Source organism: Pseudomonas sp. CAN1 (assembly GCF_030462585.1).
Taxonomy (GTDB): Bacteria; Pseudomonadota; Gammaproteobacteria; order Pseudomonadales; family Pseudomonadaceae; genus Pseudomonas.
Genome location: NZ_JASMRU010000006.1, coordinates 100639 through 118241 on the forward strand (window position 1 = coordinate 100639; position 17603 = coordinate 118241).

General features: G+C 66.3%; 14 protein-coding genes. 3 read left to right on the forward strand and 11 right to left on the reverse strand.

Annotated features, from left to right (window positions below; translation table 11 throughout):
• Positions 1 to 30: 30 nt before the first annotated feature.
• Positions 31 to 780 (reverse strand): sulfite exporter TauE/SafE family protein, encoded by a 750-nt coding sequence (locus QO207_RS10955; protein WP_301532447.1) that lies wholly within the window; start codon positions 778 to 780, stop codon positions 31 to 33.
• A gap of 55 nt (positions 781 to 835) precedes the next feature.
• Entirely contained in the window at positions 836 to 2803 is a 1968-nt protein-coding gene (mnmC, locus tag QO207_RS10960) for a bifunctional tRNA (5-methylaminomethyl-2-thiouridine)(34)-methyltransferase MnmD/FAD-dependent 5-carboxymethylaminomethyl-2-thiouridine(34) oxidoreductase MnmC (RefSeq protein ID WP_301532448.1), read from the reverse strand.
• A gap of 109 nt (positions 2804 to 2912) precedes the next feature.
• Between mnmC and pap the strand changes: the two genes are divergently transcribed.
• The gene (pap, locus tag QO207_RS10965; protein WP_301532449.1) at positions 2913 to 4418 is read left to right on the forward strand and encodes a polyphosphate:AMP phosphotransferase; all 1506 of its coding nucleotides are present in this window, start codon (positions 2913 to 2915) and stop codon (positions 4416 to 4418) included.
• Positions 4419 to 5287: 869 nt separating this feature from the next.
• On the opposite strand, the gene QO207_RS10970 is transcribed toward pap, so the two are convergent.
• The 5 genes from QO207_RS10970 to ribBA all read right to left on the reverse strand — a co-directional run bounded on the left by QO207_RS10970 (position 5288) and on the right by ribBA (position 10653).
• On the reverse strand, positions 5288 to 6430 hold the full coding sequence (locus QO207_RS10970; RefSeq protein WP_301532450.1) for an ABC transporter ATP-binding protein: 1143 nt from the start codon (positions 6428 to 6430) through the stop codon (positions 5288 to 5290).
• A 17-nt stretch (positions 6431 to 6447) separates the two neighbouring features.
• The gene (locus QO207_RS10975) at positions 6448 to 7257 is read right to left on the reverse strand and encodes an ABC transporter permease (protein ID WP_045209934.1); all 810 of its coding nucleotides are present in this window, start codon (positions 7255 to 7257) and stop codon (positions 6448 to 6450) included.
• A gap of 3 nt (positions 7258 to 7260) precedes the next feature.
• Positions 7261 to 8211: an ABC transporter permease gene (locus QO207_RS10980; protein ID WP_301532451.1), complete on the reverse strand. Its 951-nt coding sequence runs from the start codon at positions 8209 to 8211 to the stop codon at positions 7261 to 7263.
• A complete protein-coding gene (locus QO207_RS10985) occupies positions 8196 to 9221 on the reverse strand; it encodes a polyamine ABC transporter substrate-binding protein (RefSeq protein WP_301532452.1) in 1026 nt (341 codons plus the stop codon). The genes QO207_RS10980 and QO207_RS10985 overlap by 16 nt, the downstream gene beginning before the upstream one ends.
• 322 nt (positions 9222 to 9543) lie before the next feature.
• Positions 9544 to 10653, reverse strand: a complete 1110-nt coding sequence (gene ribBA / locus QO207_RS10990; RefSeq protein ID WP_301532453.1) for a bifunctional 3,4-dihydroxy-2-butanone-4-phosphate synthase/GTP cyclohydrolase II — start codon at positions 10651 to 10653, stop codon at positions 9544 to 9546.
• A gap of 106 nt (positions 10654 to 10759) precedes the next feature.
• On the opposite strand from ribBA, the gene QO207_RS10995 reads away from it, so the two are divergent.
• Positions 10760 to 11053 (forward strand): DUF1330 domain-containing protein, encoded by a 294-nt coding sequence (locus QO207_RS10995; protein WP_301532454.1) that lies wholly within the window; start codon positions 10760 to 10762, stop codon positions 11051 to 11053.
• Between the two features lie 241 nt (positions 11054 to 11294).
• On the opposite strand, the gene QO207_RS11000 is transcribed toward QO207_RS10995, so the two are convergent.
• The gene (locus QO207_RS11000) at positions 11295 to 12338 is read right to left on the reverse strand and encodes an LLM class flavin-dependent oxidoreductase (protein WP_301532455.1); all 1044 of its coding nucleotides are present in this window, start codon (positions 12336 to 12338) and stop codon (positions 11295 to 11297) included.
• A 202-nt stretch (positions 12339 to 12540) separates the two neighbouring features.
• Between QO207_RS11000 and QO207_RS11005 the strand changes: the two genes are divergently transcribed.
• A complete protein-coding gene (locus QO207_RS11005; RefSeq protein WP_301532456.1) occupies positions 12541 to 14487 on the forward strand; it encodes a methyl-accepting chemotaxis protein in 1947 nt (648 codons plus the stop codon).
• A gap of 331 nt (positions 14488 to 14818) precedes the next feature.
• Here the strand turns inward: QO207_RS11005 and QO207_RS11010 are convergent, their stop codons facing one another.
• The 3 genes from QO207_RS11010 to QO207_RS11020 all read right to left on the reverse strand — a co-directional run bounded on the left by QO207_RS11010 (position 14819) and on the right by QO207_RS11020 (position 17533).
• Complete coding sequence (locus QO207_RS11010) at positions 14819 to 15208, reverse strand: hypothetical protein (RefSeq protein ID WP_301532457.1); 390 nt, start codon at positions 15206 to 15208, stop codon at positions 14819 to 14821.
• Positions 15209 to 15318: 110 nt separating this feature from the next.
• Positions 15319 to 16941, reverse strand: coding sequence for a methyl-accepting chemotaxis protein (locus QO207_RS11015; protein WP_301532458.1), 1623 nt, complete (start codon positions 16939 to 16941; stop codon positions 15319 to 15321).
• Positions 16942 to 17095: 154 nt separating this feature from the next.
• Positions 17096 to 17533: a YqaA family protein gene (locus tag QO207_RS11020; protein ID WP_301532459.1), complete on the reverse strand. Its 438-nt coding sequence runs from the start codon at positions 17531 to 17533 to the stop codon at positions 17096 to 17098.
• Between the last annotated feature and the right edge of the window lie 70 nt (positions 17534 to 17603).

Genomic DNA, 17603 nt, shown 5'->3' on the forward strand with positions numbered 1-17603 from the left:
CAGAGCCGTCAGCTTATCGGTTCAGAGCCGTCAGCTCATCAGTTTCTGCGCCGCCAGCGACAGGCTGACCGCCACCAGCATCAGCGCGAACAGGCGCTGCAGCGTCGCGCCGCCCAGGCGTACCGCCAGGCGATTGCCGAACAGCACACCGAGCGCACCGCCGCCGGCAAGGCACGCCAGCAGCGGCAGTGGTGGTTGCGCATGGGTGAGGTAGAGCAGGAAGCCACCGCCGGACACCAGTGCGATCACCGCCATGGAAGTCGCCGTCGCCGCCATCATCGACAGTGGCGTGAACCACAGCAGCCCCGGCACGATCAGGAAGCCGCCGCCCACGCCCATCAGGCCGGACAGCAAACCCACCGCCAGGCCGACGCCCAGCAGCGGGCCGTTGCGCATCGCCTGGCCGCCGGTGCGCTCCTGCTGCGAGCCCTTCCACATGCGCCAGGCCGACCACAGCACCAGCACGCAGAAGCCGACGATCAGCCAGCCATCGGGGATGAACTTGCCCAGCCACTGGCCCACCGCATTGCCCGGCCAGCCGGTGATCACCAGCCAGAACAGCGGCTTCCAGGCCACCTGGCCGTGCCGCGCGCGCGGTATCGCACCAATGGCCGCGGACAGCGCTACGGCGCCGAGGCTGACGCCGATGGCGTCGTGCAGCGGCAGGTGCAGGCTGAGCAGCAGCGGCAGCGCCACCAGCGAGCCGCCGGCACCGGTCAGGCCCAGCAGCAGCCCGAGGATCAGGCCGATGGCGGAGGATTCAAGCAGCAGTGCATCCATGTCGGTGGTCCGCTCTGGAGGCTGGTCGCGGCCCGCTCGATAGGCCGCGAGATGTTCAGGAGTTCTTCTGGCCGCGCACTACGTCGCGCAGGAAGAAACGGTTCGGGTGGCAGGCTTCGGCCACGGCGCGCGGCACCGGCAGCGCTTCGTCGTCGATCCACGCCGCCAGCAGTTCGCCGGCCAGCGGCGCGGTGACCAGCCCGCGCGAGCCGTGGGCGCTGTTCAGGTACAGGCCGTCGAGCCAGGGGCAGGGCGTTTCCGGCACCTGGCGCGCGTCCTTGCCGAGCACCGCGTAAGCCTGGGCGAAGGCTTCGCGATCCGCCAGCGGGCCCACCAGCGGCAGGTAGTCCGGGGTGGTACAGCGGAAGGCGGCGCGGCCCTGCAGCGTGGCCGGGTCGAGCTGGGCGATGTGCAGGCGCTCGCTCAGGTCTGTGGATATCTCTGCCAGCAGGTCGAGGTTGCCCAGGTGTTCTTCCAAGGATGGCTCAGTGTCGTCTCGCTTGAATTCGAAACTGGCGCCCAGGGTGTGCTCGCCGTGGCGCGGCGGGGCGACGTAGCCTTCGGCGCAGACGACCGTGCTCAGCGCGGCACTTTCGGTGGTGGCCGGCAGGCGGGTGATCTGCCCGCGGATGCGCTTCATCGGCAGCGTTTCGGCGCCGGCGAAGCGACGTACTTCGGCGGCGGTAGCCAGGATGGCAATGGGTGCGCTGGCGAGCTTCTGCTCGCCACTCCAGGCACTCCAGCCATCGGCTTCGCGTTGCAGGCGGACTTCCGCGCCAGTCAGCACGCGGATGTTCGGATGCTGCGCAAGATGGCGGCACAGCGCCGGCGGATGCACCCAGCCGCCTTCGGGATAGAACAGCCCGCCCGCGGGCAAGCCGATACCGGCGATGGCTTCGGCCTCGGCCTTGTCCAGCTGGCGCAGCAGGGTGGCCGGGAAGGCCTCGGCCAGCTTGGCCTGGCGCTGTGCCTCGGCATCATCGAAGCCCAGTTGCAGCACGCCGCAATCGGACCATTCCGCGCCTTTCTGCAGGCGCTGGATCAGCCGCCGGGTGTGGCCGAAACCACTGACGATCAGCCGCGACAGCGCGGTGCCGTGGGCGGAGAGCTTGAGGTAGAGCACGCCCTGCGGGTTGCCCGAGGCTTCCTCGGCGAGGCCCGCGTGACGCTCGATCAGCGTCACCTGCCAACCCCGAGCGGCCAGACTGGCGGCGCTGGCGCAACCGGCCATACCGCCGCCGATCACCAGGGCTTCGCGCGCGCCATTCGAGCGGATGGGGCGGCTGTACCAGGGTTTGCTCGCCGGCTGTTCGACGCCGAGGAATTCGCCCTGGGACATTTCCCATTTCTTGCCGAAACCCAGGGTGCGGCGAACCTTGAAGCCGGCGGCGCCCAGGCCGCGGCGGACGAAGCCGGCGCTGGTGAAGGTGGCGATGCTCGTGCCTGGCCCCGAGAGTCGGGCGAGCTGGGCATAGAGTGCGTCGTTCCACATCTCCGGGTTCTTCGCCGGGGAGAAGCCGTCGAGGAACCAGGCGTCGATGCGCGCGTCCAGCTCGGGCAGGGTGTCCAGTACGTCGCCCACCAGCAGGGTCAGCACCACGCGGCCACCGGCGAAGACAAAACGCTGGAAGCCGGGGTTGATCGCGACGTACTGCTCCAGCAGCTGCGCCGAGAGGGGGGCCAGCTCCGGCCAGAGGGCGAAGGCGCGGCGCAGGTCGTCCGGCGCCACCGGGTACTTCTCGGTACTGACGAAGTGCAACCGTGCATCCGCTGGCGCGCGCTCCTCGAACAGTTGCCAGGCGCAGAGGAAGTTCAGCCCGGTGCCGAAGCCGGTCTCGCCGATGCACAGGCGCCCGCCGGCGGGCAACGCGGCGAAGCGCTCGGGCAGACGGTTGCCGTCGATGAACACGTGGTGCGTCTCGGCGATACCGGAGACGGGCGAGAAATACACGTCGCCGTAGGCGCGGGAGGTGGGCTGGCCGTTCTCGTCCCAGTCGATCTGGGCGCTATGGATGTCTGGCATGAAGGAAGGCAGGGCTGTGAAACGAAGCGGGGAGTTTAGCTGATCCGCTGCGCAGACAGCCTGCGTCACATCCGCTACCTTTTACTCACTTCGAGACAAGGAGAGGTGCATGTTCGAATCCGCCGAGATCGGTCATTCCATCGACAAGGAAACCTACGAGAAGGAAGTCGCGGTGTTGCGCGAGGCCCTGCTGGAGGCGCAGTACGAGCTCAAGCAGCAGGCGCGCTTCCCGGTGATCATCCTGATCAATGGCATCGAGGGCGCCGGCAAGGGCGAGACGGTGAAGCTGCTCAACGAGTGGATGGACCCGCGCCTGATCCGCGTCGAGAGCTTCCTCCTGCCCACCGACGAGGAACTCTCGCGGCCGCCGCAGTGGCGCTTCTGGCGCCGCCTGCCGCCCAAGGGCACGACCGGCATCTTCTTCGGCAACTGGTACAGCCAGATGCTCTATGCGCGGGTCACCGGCGAGATCAAGGACAGCCAGCTCGACGGCCTGATCAACGACGCCGAGCGCTTCGAGCGGATGTATTCCGACGAAGGTGCGCTGATCTTCAAGTTCTGGTTCCACCTCTCCAAGAAGCAGCTCAAGGAGCGCCTCAAGGCGCTGGACAACGACCCCACCCGCAGCTGGCAACTGAGCGAGATCGACTGGAAGCAGAGCGAGGTCTACGACAAGTTCGTGCGCTACGGCGAGCGCGTGCTGCGCCGCACCAGCCGCGACTATGCGCCCTGGTACATCGTCGAGGGCTCCGATGAGCGCTACCGCAGCCTGACGGTCGGCCGCACCATCCTCGAAAGCCTGCAGGCCGCGCTCAAGCGCAAGGACCGCCCGACCCCGCAGCCCCATGCCGCGCCGCTGGTGGCCAGCCTGGACAACAAGGGCCTGCTGGATGCACTGGACCTGAGCCTGTCGCTGGACAAGGACGAGTACAAGGAACAGCTGGCCAAGGAGCAGGCGCGCCTGGCCGGGCTGATGCGCGACAAGCGCTTCCGCAGCCATTCGCTGATCGCCGTGTTCGAGGGCAACGACGCTGCCGGCAAGGGCGGGGCGATCCGCCGCGTCACCGATGCTCTGGACCCGCGCCAGTACCGCATCGTGCCGATTGCCGCGCCCACCGAGGAAGAACGCGCACAGCCCTACCTGTGGCGCTTCTGGCGGCACATCCCGGCGCGCCGGCAGTTCACCATCTTCGACCGTTCCTGGTACGGCCGCGTTCTGGTGGAGCGGGTCGAGGGCTTCGCCTCCGATGCCGACTGGCTGCGCGCCTATGCGGAGATCAACGACTTCGAGGAGCAGTTGGCGAAGTACAACATCGTGCTGGTGAAGTTCTGGTTGTCCATCGACCAGGACACCCAGCTGGAGCGCTTCAAGGAGCGCGAGTCGATTCCGTTCAAGCGCTTCAAGATCACCGAGGAAGACTGGCGCAACCGCGACAAGTGGGACCAGTACGTGGATGCGGTGGGTGACATGGTCGATCGCACCAGCACGGAGATCGCGCCGTGGACGCTGGTGGAGGCCAACGACAAGCGCTATGCGCGGGTGAAGGTGCTCAAGACCATCAACGATGCGTTGGAGGCGGCTTACGCCAGTGCCAAGAAGGGCAAGAAGGACTGACGTTCCTCGCGAGCTCGCCCCGTGGTAGGGGCGAGCTTGCTCGCGAACCTGCCCAGCGCCGGAGCATCCTGTTTCGTAGGAGCGGACTTTGTCCGCGATGTCTTTCGCGGCGGGCTCCTGTATTACCAGGAAGTTCTGCATTACGGCGCCATTTGTAGGAGCAGGCCCTGCCCGCGAATCGTCGGCAGGGACGGCGCGTGCTCCGGCTCCAATATTTGGGATTTGCTGCCTCCACGTGGGCGTTCTGGCGCCGCTTTGGCGTACGCGCAGAGTCCGTGGTTTCGCCCCCTCGGGCGACCTACTTTGGCAAACGCCCCAAAGTAGGCAAAGGTCTTGCCCCGGACATCCGGTTTTTCGCTTGGGGCGAAAAATACCCTCGTTGAAGCGAAGTCTCAGGGGCACGCCGCGAAGGGCCATCCCTGGCCCATCGCGGCTCTCGCGACATCCATGTCGCTCAACCCCTGAAACTCCGCTTCAACGAGGCCTCCTGAACGGGGCATTCGGCGCGTGCGGATGTTTCTCTGGAAGTCTTTCGAGCCAGAGCCAGAGCCAGAGCCAGAGCCAGAGCCAGAGCCCGGGCGGGGCATTGGTTCTTCGTAGGAGCGAGCTTGCTCGCGAACCGCAAGGCACCGCTGCCTACCCGTAGGAGCGGACCTTGTCCGCGATCAGAATTCCCACCCACATCGAAATCACGGCGGAGCACCCACGTAGGATGGTGTGGAGCGCAGCGATACCCATCGATTCCGGCATGCGCAAGCGTTCGCCGAGAGCGCCGGTAAAGCGCGGTTTTGGCAAGAGTTCCACACAAAAAAAGCCCCCGGCTCCACAAGGAAAACCGGGGGTTCAAGGGATGAAACGTCAGAGTCGAATCAGTGCGCGCCCTTGGTCAGGTCGCTCTCGTTCCACTGGTCGTACACGCAGGCATCGGCAGCGGCCCAGCGCACGCGGACTTCGCTGCCGGGAGCGAGCGGCTGGGTGTTGCCGGAGAGTTCCTTCAGCGTCAGGGTCGCGCCGCTGGCGGTGACCACGCTGCAGGTCAGGCTCTCGCCGAGGAACACCGTCTCAGCGACCTTCGCCGGGATTTCGTTCCAGCCGGCTGCCAGCGGGGTAGCAGCGGCTTGAGCGGGGCTGAGGACCTGGGCTTTTTCCGGGCGCACCATCAGCAGGATGTCCTGGCCTTCGCGCAGGTTGGCGGTCGGGCGGATGGCCAGGGCGCGGCCTTCGAATTCCGCCGCGGCGTTGCCATGGGCGCGGGCACGGAGGAAGTTGGAGTTGCCGAGGAACGAGGCCACGAAGGCATTCGGTGGGTTCTGGTAGAGGTCATAGCCGCTGCCCAGGCCGACGATCTTGCCGTGGCTGAAGATGGCGATGCGCTGGGACAGGCGCATGGCTTCTTCCTGGTCGTGGGTGACGTAGACGATGGTGATGCCCAGGCGACGGTGCAGGTGGCGAAGTTCGTCCTGCAGGTCTTCGCGCAGTTTCTTGTCCAGCGCGCCGAGGGGTTCGTCCATCAGCAGGATGCGTGGTTCGTAGACCAGCGCGCGGGCGATGGCCACGCGTTGCTGCTGGCCGCCGGAGAGTTGCGCCGGCCGGCGGTGGGCGAACTTGTCCAGCTGCACCAGCTTGAGCATGGCGTCGACGCGGCGGTCGCGCTCGGCGCCCTTCTGCTTGCGGATGTCCAGCGGGAAACCGATGTTGTCGCGCACCGACAGGTGCGGGAACAGCGAGTAGCGCTGGAACACCATGCCGATGTCGCGCTTGTGCGGCGGCACGTTCACCAGCGACTGGCCCTGGACCAGGATTTCGCCGCTGCTGGGCGTCTCGAAGCCGGCCAGCATCGACAGCGTGGTGCTCTTGCCCGAGCCGCTGGAGCCGAGGAAGGTGAGGAACTCGCCGTCCTGGATGTCGAGGGAGATGTTGTCCACGGCGGTGAAGTCGCCATAGAACTTGTTCAGGTTGCGCAGGCTGACCAGGGTCTGCTGCTCGCGGGATTCTTGGATCACGGCACTCATGGCATTTACCTCGGCGCTCAGGCGCGGATTTCGTTGCGCCGGCGCAGGGCGGCGGCGATCACCATCACCAGTACCGACAGGCCGATCAGCAGCGTCGATGCGACGGCGATCACCGGAGTCAGGTCCTGGCGCAGGGTGGTCCACATTTTCACGGGCAGGGTCTGCAGGGTCGGGCTGGCCATCATCACGCTCAGCACTACTTCATCCCAGGAGACCAGGAAGGCGAACAGCGCGCCGGCGACCATGCCGGGGCGGATCGCCGGGAAGGTCACCTTCATCACCGCCTGCAGGCGCGACGCTCCGCAGATCACCGCGGCGTCCTCGATGGACTGGTCGAACAGCTTCAGCGAGTTGATGATCGAGATGATGGTGAACGGCAGCGCGACTATCACGTGGCTGACCACGAAGGAGAACAGCGTGCCGGTGTAGCCGAGCTTGAGGAACAGCGCGTAGACCGCCACCGCGATGATCACCAGCGGCACGATCATCGGCAGGGTGAACAACCCGTAGAGCAGCTCGCGGCCGGGGAACTTGCCGCGCACCAGGGCGAACGCGGTAGGCAGGCCCAGGGCGACCGAGCAGATCGTGGTGAGGATCGCCACTTTCAGGCTGGCCAGCGCCGCGCTCATCCATTCGGGGTTGGAGAAGAACTGGCCGTACCACTTCAGCGTCCAGCCCGGCGGCGGGAACACCAGCCACTGCGAGGAGCCGAACGACAGCAGGACGATGAACACGATGGGCAGCAGCAGGAAGGCCGCGATGGTGCCGGTCGTGAGGTAGAGGCCGACGCGCATGCGCCGGCTCATGGCATTGGGTGAGAGCAGCATGGCTTACCTCGCGCTACTGGAAGCTACCGGGGATTCCGGCTGCAGCTTCAGGTAGAGGTAGAACAGCACCAGGGTGATGGCGATCAGCAGCGCAGCGGCGGCGCTGGCCAGGCCCCAGTTGAGGAAGGATTGCACCTGCTGGACGATGAACTCCGGCAGCATCATGTTCTGCGCCCCGCCCAGCAGAGCCGGGGTGACGTAGTAGCCCAGGGACATGACGAAGACCATCAGGCCGCCGGAGAACAGGCCCGGCCGGCACAGCGGGATGAACACCCGGAAGAAGTTGGTCCAGGGGCTGGCGCCGCAGATCGAGCCGGCCTGCAGCACCATCGGGTCGATGGCGGCCATGGTCGCCTGTAACGGCAGCACGATGAACGGAATCATGATGTAGCTCATGCCGATCACCACGCCGGTGAGGTTGTGCACCATCTCCAGCGGCTGGTCGATGATGCCCAGCGCCATCAGGGTCTTGTTGATCACCCCCGAGGCCTGCAGCAGCACCAGCCAGGAGTAGGTGCGCGCCAGCAGGCTGGTCCACATCGACAGCAGCACGATGTTCAGCAGCATGCGGCCCCAGCCACGCGGCACCAGGGTGATCGCCCAGGCCAGCGGGAAGCCCAGCAGCAGGCTGATCACGGTGACCAGCGCGCCCACCGCGAAGGTGTTGAACAGCACCCGCGAGTACGCCGAGTTGGCGAACAGCTGGGCGTAGTTCTCGAAGCCCGGCGTCGGCTCCAGCACGCCGCGCAGCAGCAGGCCAATCAGCGGCGCGAGGAAGAACAGAGAGAGGAACAGCAGCGCCGGCAGCAGGTTGCGGAAACCGCGCCAGCGGTGGGTGAGCACTTCATCCTGTCGCATGGGTTCTGCCTTCGGGGCCGGCGTGCCGGCGGCGCGGGATGCGCCTCCGGTTGCCTGGCCCGGCTGCATCACAGCCATTTTCACTTGACCAGCCATTCGTTCCACCGTGCGGCGATCGCCGGGCCGTTCTTCGCCCAGTAGGCGTAGTCGAGGGTGATCTGCTCCGGCGCGTAGGCGGTGGGCAGGTTAGGCGCGAGGTCGCCCTTGAGCTGGCTGACGCTGTCCAGGTTCACCGGGGCGTAGGCGGTCAGGTTGGCGAAGTCGGCCTGGCCCTTGGCGCTGCTGGAGTTGGCCAGGAACTTCATCGCCGCATCCTTGTTCTTGGCGCCCTTGGGCACCACGAGGAAATCGGCCATGACCAGGTTCTGCTTCCAGCTCACGCCGACAGGAGCGCCGTCCTGTTGCAGGGCGTAGATGCGGCCGTTCCAGAACTGGCCGAGGGTCGCTTCGCCGGAGGCCAGCAGTTGCTGCGACTGCGCGCCGCCGCCCCACCAGACGATGTCCTTCTTGATGGTGTCGAGCTTCTTGAAGGCGCGGTCCAGGTCCAGCGGGTAGAGCTTGTCCTTGGCGACGCCGTCGGCCAGCAGGGCCAGTTCCAGCACGCCGGGGCTCGGCCATTTGTACAGCGCGCGCTTGCCCGGGTAGTTGGCGGTGTCGAACAGCGCCGACCAGTCCTGCGGCTGCTTGCCGCCGACCTTGCCCTGGTTGTAGCCGAGCACGAAGGAGAAGTAGAAGGAGCCGACGCCGTGGTCGGAGACGAAGCGCGGATCGATGCGGTCGCGCTTGATGGTGTTGAAGTCCAGCGGTTCCAGCAGGCCCTCGGCGGCGGCGCGCAGGGCGAAGTCGGCCTCGACGTCGACCACGTCCCACTGGACGTTGCCGCTCTCCACCATGGCCTTGAGCTTGCCGTAGTCGGTGGGGCCGTCCTGAACCACGGCGATGCCGGTGGACTGGGTGAAGGGTTCGGCCCAGGCCTGCTTCTGCGCATCCTGGGTGGTGCCACCCCAGCTGACGAAGCTGAGGCTGTCGGCGCCGAAGGCAGCGGTGCCGGTTGCGCCCAGTACTGCAGCGGCCAGGACCGCGATCGCACGTTTCTTAAACACCATCTTGCTTGCCCTCATTGTTGTGATTGTTCACGGCGGTCTTCGTGGATCGCCTGTCTGGAGCAGGTGGCCGTAGCGTCTTGTGGTCAGCGGCGGTTGGCACGCTGACGGGCAGAAAATGTAAGGCCTACGGAATGTCATATTATGGTATTCCAAACTTTCCGCAAGTCCTCGGCGACACCGGCCATCGTGGCGGTGAAGCCTGGGTGGAAACCCCGTCGTTCCTCGTGTTGCTCAGGTTATTGATTGAAAAGGAAATCTTTTCTCACACTCGCCGCGCTGAAAATTTCTGGCGAAACGCCAGCACGGCGAGCGGACGAACGGATCAGCCTTCGAAGGGCAGCGTCTCGACCACTTCCAGGTCGTAGCCGGTGAGGCCGGCGTACTTCAGCGGCGCACCCAGGTGGCGGATCTTGCCGACGCCGATGTCCTGCAGGATCTGCGCGCCGGTACCGACTTCCGAATAGATGCGCGACTGCGAGCGGGTGAACTGCCGCGGCGCCTGGGTCAACTGCGGCACACGGGCCAGCAGCGCCTGGGACGACTCGTTGTTGGCCAGCACCACGACCACGCCCTGGCCGACTTCGGCGACCTTCTGCAGGGCGGCCCAGAGCGTCCAGTTCTTCGGCCCGGTGTACTCGGCGCCGACCAGGTCGCGCAGCGGGTCGATCACGTGCACGCGCACCAGGGTTGGCTCGTCGCGCTTGATGTCGCCCATGACCATGGCCATGTGCACGCCGCCTTCGATGCGGTCCTCGTAGGTGACCAGGCGGAAGGTGCCGTGCACGGTGGGCAGCTCGCTCTCGCCGATGCGCGCGACGGTGTGCTCGTTGCTCAGGCGGTAGTGGATCAGGTCGGCGATGGTGCCGATGCGTATGCCGTGGCGCTTGGCGAAGGCTTCCAGCTCCGGGCGACGGGCCATGCTGCCGTCGTCGTTCATCACCTCGACGATCACCGAGGCCGGGGTCAGCCCGGCCAGGCGCGCGAGGTCGCAGCCCGCCTCGGTGTGGCCGGCGCGGGTGAGCACGCCGCCTTCGCGGGCGCGCAGGGGGAAGATGTGGCCCGGCTGCACCAGGTCCTCGGCGCGGGCGTCCGCCGCCACGGCGGTGAGCACGGTGTGCGAACGGTCGGCGGCGGAGATGCCGGTGGAGACGCCGGTAGCTGCCTCGATGGACACGGTGAAGGCGGTGGAATAGGCGCTGCCGTTGGCCGGCACCATCTGCTCCAGACCGAGGCGGGCGCAGTGCTCGTCGGTCAGCGTCAGGCAGATCAGCCCGCGCGCCTCGCGCGCCATGAAGTTGATCGCGGCCGGCGTGCAGCGCTCGGCGGCGAGCAGCAGGTCGCCTTCGTTCTCGCGGTCTTCGTCGTCGACCAGGAGCACCATCTTGCCCTGGCGGTAGTCTTCGATGATGTCTTCGATGCGGTCGAACGGCATGGTGCGTTACCTGGCTGGATCATGGGAGGAAAATTCTGGTATACCATAATACCTATATTGTCCAAAACAGCATCCCGCTCTGGAAACCCTGACAGTAGAGGTCAGCATGAAGGCTTACTGGATCGCCCACGTCGACATTACCGATCCCGAGCAGTACGGCGAATACACCCGCCGCGCCCCGGCAGCGTTCGCCAGGTACGGCGGCAAGTTCCTCGCCCGCGGCGGCCGTTCCGAGGCACTGGAAGGCCGGCCCACTCCCCAGCGTAGCGTGGTGATCGAATTCGATTCTTACGAGCAGGCCGTGGCCTGCTACCGCTCGGCGGAATACCAGGACGCCTGCGCCCACCGCCAGGGCGTGGCGAAGGCGGATATCGTCATCGTCGAGGGTTTCGAGGGCTGACTGAGCGGCTCCCTGTGGGAGCGGGCATGGCACGTTCCTGCGGTCGGAGCTTTGCCGGCCTCAGAGCAATGGGCGGTGTGGTGAAGCGAAACCCTGCCTGTCCTGAGCGCGCCGCATGGCCGGCCGCGGATTGATTCATGGCCGATCCTCGCAGTGGAGGAATCGACTGTCGCAGGCACCGCCCGGTGCTGCATAAACACAAAGGGCGCCCGAAGGCGCCCTTTGTGGCCAGCAGTGGCGATCAGCGGAAAGCCGGCACCACGTGCTGGATGAACAGTTCCAGCGACTTCTTCTTCTCGGCGTACGGCAGGCTGTTGTCGGCCCAGAAGCTGAACTCGTCCACGCCCAGTTCCTGGTAGTGGCGGATGCGCGCGATGATTTCTTCCGGGGTGCCGATCATGGTGTTCTTGCGGATGTTCTCCAGCTCGAACTCCGGGCGCTCCTTGAACTTCTCCTCGGGGCTGGGCGGCAGCAGGCCGTTGACCGGGGTCTGCTTGTTGCCGAACCAGGCGTCGAAGGTGCGGTAGAAGCGCGAGATGGCCTCGGCGCCGACCTTCCAGCCTTCCGGGTCGTCGGCGGTGTGCACGTGGGTGTGGCGCAGCACCATCAGTTGCGGGCGTGGCACGTCCGGGTTGTTGGCCAGGGCGGCTTCGAACTTGTTCTTCAGGTCGACGACTTCCTCGTCGCCCTTCATCAGCGGGGTGACCATCACGTTGCAGCCGTTGGCCACCGCGAAGTTGTGCGAATCCGGGTCGCGGGCGGCGATCCACATCGGCGGGGTCGGCTTCTGGATCGGCCGCGGCGAGGAGGTGGCGGTGGGGAACTTCCAGATTTCGCCTTCGTGGGCGACGTCGCCCTGCCACAGCGCCTTCACCACCGGGACCATTTCGCGCAGGTACTTGCCGCCGTCGCCGGCCGGCATGCCGTTGGCCATGCGGTCGAACTCGTACTGGTAGGCACCACGGGCCAGGCCCACTTCCATGCGGCCGTTGCTGATCACATCGAGCAGGGCGCATTCGCCAGCCACGCGGATGGGGTGCCAGAACGGCGCGATGATGGTGCCGGCGCCCAGGTGGATGGTTTCGGTGCGCGCGGCGAGGTAGGCCAGCAGCGGCATCGGGCTCGGCGAGATGGTGTACTCCATGGCGTGGTGCTCGCCGATCCAGACGGTGGAGAACCCGCCGGCCTCGGCCATCAGCGTCAGCTCGGTGAGCTCTTCGAACAGCTGGCGGTGGCTGGGCTGGTCGTCGTAGCGCTCCATGTGCACGAACAGGGAAAACTTCATATCGCTTACCTCGAACCTTTCTTGTTTCCGGCGCGGCAGCCGGCGGGAGATGCGCAGGCACGCATCACTGCTTTGGGTGGTCAGGTGCGGCGGCTGGATGAACGGCGGTGCCCACACGATGGACCTGATGCATATTGGTATACCATAATATGGGATGTCTGCAAGGCGTTTCTGACCGGAGCAGACCAAGGGAGTACGAAGGATGAACCTCAAACAAAAACTGATCCTCGCCTTTTCCACCATTGCCAGCCTGCCTGTGATTCTTGTCGCCGTTCTGGTGATCCTCAACCTGCGCGGCGAGGCGCGGGACAGTTTCATCGACGGTAGCGGTCGCGAAATCCGCCAGGTCGAGAACGCCATGCAGATCTTCTTCGACGGCATCACCCAGAACGTCGAATACCTCGCCAGCCATCCGCAGCTGCTGGCGGTGGATGGCAGCCTCAAGCAGTACCTCGGCGCCGACGCCGCGCAGCATCCGGCCGGGGAGCTGGACAAGCGCGTGCTCGACCTCTTCACCGGCCTGGCGCAGAGCCACCCGGACTACGCCTACGTGTCCCTCGGCACCCGCGAGGGCGGCTACAGCTTCTGGCCGGGCGACGCCCAGCTGGCCAGCTACGACCCGCGCACCCGCCCCTGGTACCAGGCGGCCATGGCCCAGCCGGGCAAGACCCTGCGCACCAAGGCCTACTACTGGGCGGCGGACAAGGTGGTGCTGGTGAGCAGCGTGCGCACCTTTGCCAACCAGTTCGGCCCGCAGGGCGGGGTGGTCAACATCGACGTCTCGCTCAAGCGCCTGACCGACATCGTCAAGGGTATCCGCCTGGGCGAGTCCGGCTACCTGATGCTGATGGAGGGCGATGGCACCATCCTGGTCGACCCGCACAACCCGGAGAACAACTTCAAGCAGCTGGGCGAGCTGGGCGGCGACTTCCAGCGCCTGGCCAGTGCGCAGAAGGGGCTGGTGGAAGTCAGCATCGGCGGCGAACCCTACCTCGCCAACGTCTGGCCCTCGGAGACCCTCGGCTGGCGCTTCGTCGGCCTGATCAAGGAAAGTGAAGTGATGAGCTCGGCGACTCGCCTGACCTGGGGTATCGCCCTGGTGGCGGTGATCATCGCGCTGGCCTTCGCCGGCCTCGGCTCCCTGTTCGCCGGCCTGGTGGTGCGCCCGGTGCGTGCGGTGGCGGCGGGGCTGGAAGGCATCGCCCAGGGCGACGGCGACCTCACTGGTCGTCTTGCCGTCCGTGGCCGCGATGAAACGGCGCAGCTGGCCGGCTGGTTCAATCAGTTCCTCGATGCCATCCGCGCGCTGGTGCAGAGCATCGGCACTGCGGCCGGCAGCATCCACCAGAGTTCCGGCAGCAGCCGCGAGACCTCCCAGGCGCTGGCCGATACCGCGGCGCGCCAGCGTGAGGCGGTGGACATGGTCTCCACCGCGTTCAACGAGATGGTGATGACCGCCAACGAGGTGGCGCGCTCCTGCAGCCAGGCGGCGGACTCCGCCGACAGCGGCCAGCGCCAGGCCCACGATGGCCAGCAGCAGATTGACGAGGCGGTGGACAGCGTCGGCCGCCTGAGCGACGAGATCGCCCACTCCGCTGATGCGATGCGCCAGCTGGAGCAGGACAGCAACGATATCCAGTCGATCCTCGGCACCATCCGCTCCATCGCCGAGCAGACCAACCTGCTGGCGCTCAACGCGGCCATCGAGGCGGCGCGCGCCGGTGATCAGGGCCGCGGTTTCGCCGTGGTGGCCGACGAGGTGCGCGCGTTGGCGCGGCGCACGGCGGAATCCACCGGGGAGATCGACAACCTGCTCGGCACCCTGGCGCGCCGCACCCACGACACCGGGCGGCAGATGCAGTCGAGCCTGGAGGCGTCGCAGCGCACCGTGGGGTCGATTCGCGAGGCGCGCGCGTGCTTCGGGGCGATCCGCGAATCGGTGGACGTGATCCGCGACATGAACGCCCAGATCGCCACCGCCGCCGAGGAACAGCACCAGGTGGCCGAGGAGATCAACCGGCACATCAGCCAGATCCACCGCGACGCCCAGGAAGTCGCCGGCCTGGCAGATGCCACGCGGGGCGATGCGCAGACCCTGGGCGGGCTGTCGGATGAGCTGAACCGGCTGGTGTCGCGGTTCAGGACCTGATGGAGGCAAGGGTTTGAGAGTGCGGGCCTTTTTCATCGATAGGCACTTCCGCGAGATCAACGGCCCCTCACCCTGACCCTGGCTGCGCGCCCCGCTCCTCAAGCGGGAGAGGGGACCGTTCGGCACAGGCTGTACCGTGGCGTCAGCCGGCACGGGCTGCCCCCTCTCCCTCAGGAGCTAAGGGGAAGGCAGCGGTATGCATCCTGCGTTAGCGCTCGACAGGGAGCGCGGCAGGAAGCGGTTCGCGGGCAAGCTCGCTCCTGCTATCGGGTTCCGAACCCAATAAAAAACCGGCCACACGGGCCGGTTTTTCATTGCCTGTGGATAACCCTCACTGCTGCGGGATCATCCCCTGGATGCGCTTGGCGAAGGCGTTCGCCAGCGGGCCGTCGGCGAGCAGCAGCAGATAGTCGTGCTCGGACTTGGCCGCCGGGGCGATCTGGTATTTCAGGGTGCCCGAGGCGACCTGGCCGACTACCGGCACGGTCAGGGTGCCGACACATTCCAGCACGCCGCTGTCCGGGTCCTTGTCGAGGATCGCCACGTCCTTCAGTTCGGCCTTGCTCAGGGCGTCGGACTGGGCGGAGAGCGCTCCGGCGAGGAAGACCTTCACCAGTTGGTTCTTCACGTCATCCGAGCCGCAGACCTTGGCCTGGTTGCCGCCGCAGGCGCTGAGCAGTGCAGCAGCGGCCAGCACGGCCGACAATTTCAACAGTTTCATCTATCCACCCTGTGGCGTTCCATGATGGCCATTGGATAGGAATTTGCCTGAAAAATTCCCTGCCACCAGCTCCCGTTTCGCCAGTGCATAAGCGAAACGGGAGTAGGCCGTCAGACCACGAAGCGCGCCACCATGCCGTTCAGGTCAACCGCCAGGCGCGACAGCTCCTGGCTGGCGGCGCTGGTCTGGGTGGCGCCGGCCGAGGTCTGGGTCGCCAGGTCGCGGATGTTCAGCAGGTTGCGGTCCACTTCGCGGGCGACCTGGGCCTGTTCCTCGGTGGCGCTGGCGATCACCAGGTTGCGTTCGTTGATCAGCGACATGCGTTCCAGGATCACCTGCAGCGAGGCGCCGGCCTCGCCGGTGCGGCCGACGGTACGCTCGGCGTGGGCGGTGCTGCTGAGCAGGGCGGCGACAGTGCGGTCGCTGCCGGTCTGGATCGCCGAGACCAGCTCCTCGATCTCACGGGTCGAATTTTGTGTGCGCTGCGCGAGCGAACGCACCTCGTCGGCAACCACCGCGAAGCCGCGCCCGGCCTCGCCAGCGCGGGCGGCTTCGATGGCGGCGTTGAGCGCCAGCAGGTTGGTCTGTTCGGCGACGTTGCGGATCACCTCCAGCACCTTGCCGATGTCCTGCGCCTGGTTGGCCAGGGTTTCCGCCTGCTGCGAGGCGGCGCCGACTTCGCCGGCCAGGGTGCCGATGGCGCTGGAGGTCTCGTCGACCCGTTCGCTGCCGCTGCGCGCGGCGTCGATGGCCTCGCGGGAGGCGGCGGAGGTCGAGGCGGCATTGCTGGCCACTTCTTCCACCGCGCTGGTCATCTGGTTGACGGCGGTGGCGGCCATCTCGATCTGGTCGCTCTGCTGCTGCAGCGCGCGACTGCTTTCTTCCATCACGCTGTGCATTTCCTCGGATGCCGAGGCCAGTTGGCTGGCGGAATTGCCGATGCCGCGGATGGTCTCGCGCAGGCTGTTCTGCATGTCCGCCAGGGCGTTGAGCAACTGCGCCGGCTCGTCACGGCCTTCGACGCTGAAGCGCTGGCTGAGGTCGCCGCGGGCGATGGTCTGGGCCACGCGCACTGCCTGGGTGATCGGCACGACGATGCTGCGGGTGAGCAGCCAGGCCAGCAGCAGGGTGAGGCCGACGCTGAGTACTAGGATCGCGCTGACTACCAGCCGGCCGCTCTGGAACTGCTCCACAGCACGGTCGGCGGCAGCGGCGGCGCCGTTGCGGTTGAGGTCGATCAGTGCGGTGAGGCGCTTGTTCAGCTCGGCGCCCTGCTGGGTGATGTTGCCGTTGAGGATGTGCAGCGCGCCTTCGTCGTCGTTCTGCCGGACCTTGTCCACCAGTTGGTCGACGAAGCCGAGGTAGCCGTCCAGCGATTGCTTCAGCTCATCGGTGCGCTGCTGTTCCTCGGCGCTGAGGATCAGCCGGCGGTAGTCGGCGAGCACTTTGTCCTTGTCCTGCCGTGCCTCGGTGATCAGGTCCAGGCTGCGCTGGCGCGCCACACTGTCGTGGTTGACCAGCAGGCGCATGGATTCCAGGCGGATGCGTGCGATGTCGCCCGACAGCTGGTTCATGTGGTTGATGCTCAGCAGCCAGTTGCTGTCGATCTCTTCCGAGGCGGCGCGCAGGGTCGAGAGCTTGTACAGCGAGAACACACCGAGGAACACCAGCAGCAGGCCCATGACGGCAAAACCCAGGGACGCGCGGCGGCCAATACTCATGCTTCTGAACATCGTGGAATTCCCTTTCTTCATCCAGTGTTGAGGCCCGTGGGCCCTGCCATGCACAGTGATGGCGCCGTGATATTACTTGGCGCCATTTTTTTGCAGCAGTGGCAAAACAGGACTAGCAGACGAAAAAACTGTCCGCTTTTGGAGGCGGGAGGATTCAGACGAGCGTGAGCCAGGCCAGCACGGCGTAGCGGCCGACCTTGGCCAGGGTCACCAGCAGCAGGAAGCGCCAGAGCGGTTCGCGCATGACCCCGGCGATCAGCGTCAGCGGGTCACCGATGATCGGCGCCCAGCTCAGCAGCAGCGACCAGCAGCCGAAACGCTGGTAATGCCGCTGGGCCTTCTCCAGCGCCGCATCACTGACCGGGAACCAGCGTCGCCCGCGCCAGCGCTCTATGCCGCGGCCCAGCAGCCAGTTCACCAGAGAGCCGAGGACATTGCCCAGGCTCGCTGCCAACAGCAGCGACCACAGCGGGTACTGGCCGCCCAGCAGCAGGCCGACCAGCACGGCCTCGGATTGTGCCGGCAGCAGCGTGGCGGCCACGAAAGCGGCGAGAAACAGGCCGAAATGGGCGGCCAGGGCGAGGCTGAGCATCAGGAGGCGGGATAGGTGATCAATGGGCGGACAGAATGAGAGGGACCGGCGTGCTAAAAATTCGGAATAA